Below are 4,875 nucleotides of genomic sequence, written 5' to 3' on the forward strand. Positions count from 1 at the left end.
TCGCTGAGCAACTGCTTAGCACCTTGTCGTAGCGGCCCATCGACGACGGATTGGAGCGTTTGCCATGACCGAAACCGTCGCCACAAGGTATGCGGGCACCCGGCTTCCTCGAGTAGAGGACACCCGCCTGCTCACCGGGCATGGCACGTTCGTCGACGATGTCTCGCGACCTGGCATGCTGCATGCGTGTTTCGTTCGCAGTCCTTTTGCCAGGGCTCGTATCAACGGCATCGACACCTCCGCGGCGCGGGCGCTTTCCGGCGTGCAGGCGGTGTTCGTCGCCGGGGATCTCAACCCCGACGTCGAGGAGGCATGGCACGCCGTCGCCGGCAAGGACATCGCCGACACGCCGCGCCCACCGCTGGCCGAAGGCGAGGCGAAATTCGTCGGCGATCCGGTCGCGCTGGTCATCGCCGAGTCGCGCTACGTCGCGGAGGACGCCGTCGAACTGGTCGACGTCGACTACGACCCCCTGCCCGCCGTCGCAGACTTCACCCAGGCTGTTCGGCTGGCCGCCGACTCCGAGGTCGTCGTCCACGACGCCTACCCCGACAACGTCGCGGGCGGGATGGGCGGGGCCCCGCCCGACGAGGAGACGTTCTCGTCGGCCGCCCATGTCGCATCGGCGCACGTGTACCAACAGATCCATGCGCCTGTCCCGATTGAAACGCGCGGCCTGGTCGCCGAATGGGAGGGGTCTTCGCGCGAATTGACGATGTGGGCCTCCACGCAGACGCCCCACGAACTACGTGCGTTCGCCGCGCGGCTGCTCGGCATTCCCGCCCAAAACGTGCGAGTCATCATGCGCGACACCGGTGGCGGGTTCGGCCAGAAGGTCGTCCCGATGCGCGAAGAAATGTGCGTCATGTTGGCCGCCCGCAAGGTGTCCGGCGCGCTGAAGTGGATCGAGGACCGGCGCGAGAACCTGATGTCGGCCGGCCAGGCCCGCCACGTCGACGGCGACGTGCGGATGGCGTTCGACGACGACGGCAACATCCTCGCCGCCGATATCGACTTCGTGCAGGACATCGGGGCGTATCCGACGCCGTATCCGGTGCTGACCACCGCCGCGATCGGCATGTTCTTCCCCGGCCCGTACCGGGTACCGAAGGCCAGCTTCAACTACAAGACCGTGTTCTCGAACACCGCGGGGCTCGCCGCTTACCGTGGTCCATGGCAGTACGAAACCCTCACGCGCGAGATACTTCTCGATATCGGGGCGCGCAAGATGGGCCTGGACCCGGTTGAACTGCGCAGGCGCAACATCCTGCGCGCCGACGAGATGCCCTACGCCAACCCCAACGGCATGCCCTACGAGCACGTCGCGCCTGCGGACACCTTCGAGCAGGCCGTGAAGATGCTCGACCACGAGGGCTTCCGCAGGGAGCAGAGGGACGCGCTCGCGGAGGGCCGCTACATCGGGCTCGGGTTCTCGGCCTATATCGAGCCGACCGGCGCCGCGACCGGACACCTCGGCACCGAAGGCGCGACGATCCGGATGGAGCCGACCGGCAAGATCAACGTCTACGTCAACGGCGGGTCGACCGGAAACAGCATCGAGACGACGGTGGTCCAGCTGACCGCCGACGCGCTTGGCGCGAACATCGAAGACGTCTCGACGATCCAGGGCGACACCGCCGTGACGCCGTACGGGGCCGGCACGCAGGGCAGTCGAAGCGGACCCATGACCGCGGGCGCCGTCGACGCGGCCGGCGCGATTCTGCGCAAGCAGATCGTCGCGATGGCAGCCCATCGGCTCGGAGTCGGCGAGTGCGACATCGAGCTCGCGAACTCGCGGGCAGGTGTCCGCGACGACCCGGAGAAGGGCGTCAGCTTCGCCGATCTCGCCTTCCGCTCCTACTACGAACCATCGCAGCTGCCGCCGGGGATGGCGGCCACTCTGGAGGCGACCGCGCGGTTCACCTCGCAGACGATGATCCACTGGGCCAACGCAACCCACGCGTGCACCTGCGAGATCGACGTCGAGACCGGTCACGTCAAGCTGATCCGCTACATCGTCAGCGAGGACGTCGGCCCGATGATCAACCCCAATGTCGTCGAGGGTCAGATCGCGGGCGGCACCGTGCAGGGCATCGGCGGCGCGCTGCTGGAGAACATGGTCTACGACAACAGCGGCAACCCGCTCTCGTCGACCTTCGTCGACTACCTGTTGCCCACCGCCACCGAGGTGCCTGTGATCGAGTACGGGCACGTCGAAATCCCCGGCGCCGGCGTCGGCGGATACAAGGGCTGCGGGGAAGGTGGTGCGATCGGCTCGACGCCCGCGGTCATCAACGCGATCAACGACGCGTTGGCGCCGCTGGGCGTGACCCTGACCCGGCTGCCCGCCAGCCCCGCCGCGATCGTCGAGCTCATCGAAAAGGCCAAGGCCGACACAGGCGCAGCGAGAAAGGATCACTAGAGGTGGAGCTGAACAACGAGTTCCGAGTCGCGGTGCCCGCGGCGAAGACGTGGCAGGTTCTCACAGATGTCGAACGGGTGGCGCCGTGTATCCCCGGCGCGCAACTCCTTTCGGTCGACGGCGATGATTTCACCGGTGTTGTGAAGGTGAAGGTCGGCCCGATCACGGTGTCCTACAAGGGCGATGCGTCGTTTCGGGAGAAAGACGAGGCAGCCCAGCGGGTGGTCATCAAGGCAACCGGCAAGGAGACCAGGGGCAGCGGTAACGCCGCCGCAGTCGTCACCGCCCGGCTGAAGGACGACGGCACCCACGGCACCATCGTTTCCATCACCACAGACCTGACCGTCTCCGGCAAGGCGGCGCAGTTCGGCCGCGGCGTGCTGGCCGACGTGTCCACGAACCTGATCGGCCAGTTCGCCAGGAACCTGGAGGCTGATCTGCTCGGCGACACCGCCACGTCGGCTGGGGCGTCGACACCGGTCGCCGCCGCGACGGCCGCAGTGACCGCTTCTGACGGGGTGGACTCGGTCGATCTGCTGAAAGTCGTTGCGGTGCCGATGGCCAAGCGCTACGCGCCCGCGATCGCTGCGGTTGCCGCAGGCGTGACGGTCGGCTTCCTGCTGGGCAGGCGCAAGCGCGCCCATCCCGCCGCGGACCTCGCCGATGAGCTGCAGACCGCTCTCGCTCGGCTGCTGAAGTCATGAAGGCGGCCGCCTTCGCCTACCATCGCCCCGACACCGTGGCCGAGGCCGCGCAGATGCTCGCCGAGTTCGGTGACGGCGCCAAGATCCTGGCGGGCGGGCAGAGCCTGGTGCCGATGCTGGCCATGCGGCTGACGTACTTCGAGAACCTGATCGACATCTCGCGCGTGGAGGAATTGAAGAACATCGAACTGCGTGATGACGGATTGTCGGTTGCGGCCGGGACCTCGCACGCGTTGGTGGGCATGGACGACGAGGTGGCCGAGTCGGTGCCGCTGCTGACCCTGTCGACGCCCTACATCGGTCACTTCCAGATCCGGACCAGGGGCACGCTGGGCGGGGCGATCGCGCACGCCGACCCCGCCGCCGAGTACGCGGCGGTCGCGCTCACGCTCGACGCGACGATCGAGGCGGCGTCGGCACGCGAACGACGCGAGATCCCGGCGGCGGAGTTCTTCACCGGGCTGTGGGAGACCTCCCTGGCGCCCGACGAGATCGTCACCGCCGTGCGGTTTCCGGTGTGGAGCGGACGGTGCGGCTTCTCCGTCGAGGAATTCGCCCGTCGGCACGGCGATTTCGCCATTGCGGGCGCAACGGTTGCGGTCGAGCTCGACGACGATGACCGGGTGGCGCGATGCGGCATCGGACTGCTCGGCCTCGGGTCGACGCCGCTGCGCGGCTCGGCGGCCGAGGACGCGGTCGCCGGCGCGCCCGCCGGCGCCGTCACCGCCGAGGAGGTCGGAAGGCTGGCGATGGCCGGACTGTCCGACATTCCGGCCGACCTTCAGGGTTCGGCCGACTACCGGTCCCGTGTCGGAGCCGCGATGGTGGCGCGCGCATGGGCTGTGGCCGTGCGGCAGGCACACACGTCCGAAACGGAGGCGATCCATGCATGAGCTGCCCGTCGAGCTGACCGTCAACGGCCGCACGTACCGGCACGTGGTCGAGGCCCGTCTGACGCTCGCCGACTTCCTGCGCGAGGAGTGCGGCCTCACCGGCACCCACCTCGGCTGCGAACATGGCGCCTGCGGCGCGTGCACGGTACTGCTGGACGGCCAGGCCGTCCGGGCGTGCCTGATCTTCGCCGTCCAGGTGGACGGCCAGGAGGTCACCACCGTCGAAGGCATTGCGGGCGACGACGGCGCACTGTCGCCCGTGCAGTCGGCGCTGCGCGAGTGCCACGGGCTGCAATGCGGTTTCTGCACACCGGGTTTCGTCACTTCGATCACCGCGCTGCTGCGCGACAACCCGCAACCCACCGACGAGGAGATCCGCGAAGGCCTCTCCGGCAACTTCTGCCGGTGCACCGGTTACCAGGGCATCATCAACGCGGTGCACCGCGCAGCGCAGACGTCCTAGCGGCTAGGACGTCTGGGGTGTGTACCCCAGCGTGCCCTTGATCTCGAGGTATTCCTCGAAACCGAACTCGCTCCACTCGCGACCGTTACCGCTGCGCTTGTAGCCGCCGAACGGAGTGTTCAGGTCGAAGGCGTGGTTGATGGCGACCTGGCCGGCCCGGATCCGGCGTGCCAGCGTGCGGGCGGCATCGAGGTCCGCGGCCGAAACATAGCCTGCCAGACCGTAATCCGTGTCGTTCGCGATGTCGACGGCCTGATCGAGGTCGTCGTAGGGCAGGATGCACAGCACCGGGCCGAAGATCTCTTCACGGGCGATGGTCATGTCATTGTTGACATCCGAGAACACCGTCGGCCTGACGTAGTAACCGGTGTCGAGACCGTCGGGCCGTCCCGG

General features: G+C 67.9%; 5 protein-coding genes. 4 read left to right on the top strand and 1 reads right to left on the bottom strand.

What is annotated here, in order from left to right:
* Nucleotides 1-64: 64 nt before the first annotated feature.
* Genes QOC76_RS21800 through QOC76_RS21815 form a run of 4 tightly spaced genes read left to right on the top strand, consistent with a single transcriptional unit; the run spans nt 65 to nt 4,482 of the window.
* Complete coding sequence (locus QOC76_RS21800; protein WP_526360284.1) at nt 65-2,422, top strand: xanthine dehydrogenase family protein molybdopterin-binding subunit; 2,358 nt, start codon at nt 65-67, stop codon at nt 2,420-2,422.
* A 2-nt stretch (nt 2,423-2,424) separates the two neighbouring features.
* Nucleotides 2,425-3,126 carry an SRPBCC family protein gene (locus tag QOC76_RS21805; RefSeq protein WP_526360286.1) on the top strand — a complete coding sequence of 234 codons (702 nt, stop codon included), beginning with the start codon at nt 2,425-2,427 and terminating at the stop codon, nt 3,124-3,126.
* Nucleotides 3,123-4,019: an FAD binding domain-containing protein gene (locus QOC76_RS21810; protein ID WP_526360288.1), complete on the top strand. Its 897-nt coding sequence runs from the start codon at nt 3,123-3,125 to the stop codon at nt 4,017-4,019. The genes QOC76_RS21805 and QOC76_RS21810 overlap by 4 nt, the downstream gene beginning before the upstream one ends.
* Nucleotides 4,012-4,482, top strand: coding sequence for a (2Fe-2S)-binding protein (locus QOC76_RS21815; RefSeq protein WP_526360290.1), 471 nt, complete (start codon nt 4,012-4,014; stop codon nt 4,480-4,482). Before QOC76_RS21810 ends, QOC76_RS21815 begins: the two co-directional genes overlap by 8 nt.
* Nucleotides 4,483-4,485: 3 nt before the next feature.
* Here QOC76_RS21815 and QOC76_RS21820 read toward each other — a convergent pair.
* Nucleotides 4,486-4,875 (bottom strand): aldehyde dehydrogenase family protein (locus QOC76_RS21820; protein ID WP_526360292.1); only part of this gene is annotated, 390 nt, incomplete at its 5' end.

Source organism: Mycobacterium sp., from assembly GCF_032159565.1.
Taxonomy (GTDB): Bacteria; Actinomycetota; Actinomycetes; order Mycobacteriales; family Mycobacteriaceae; genus Mycobacterium.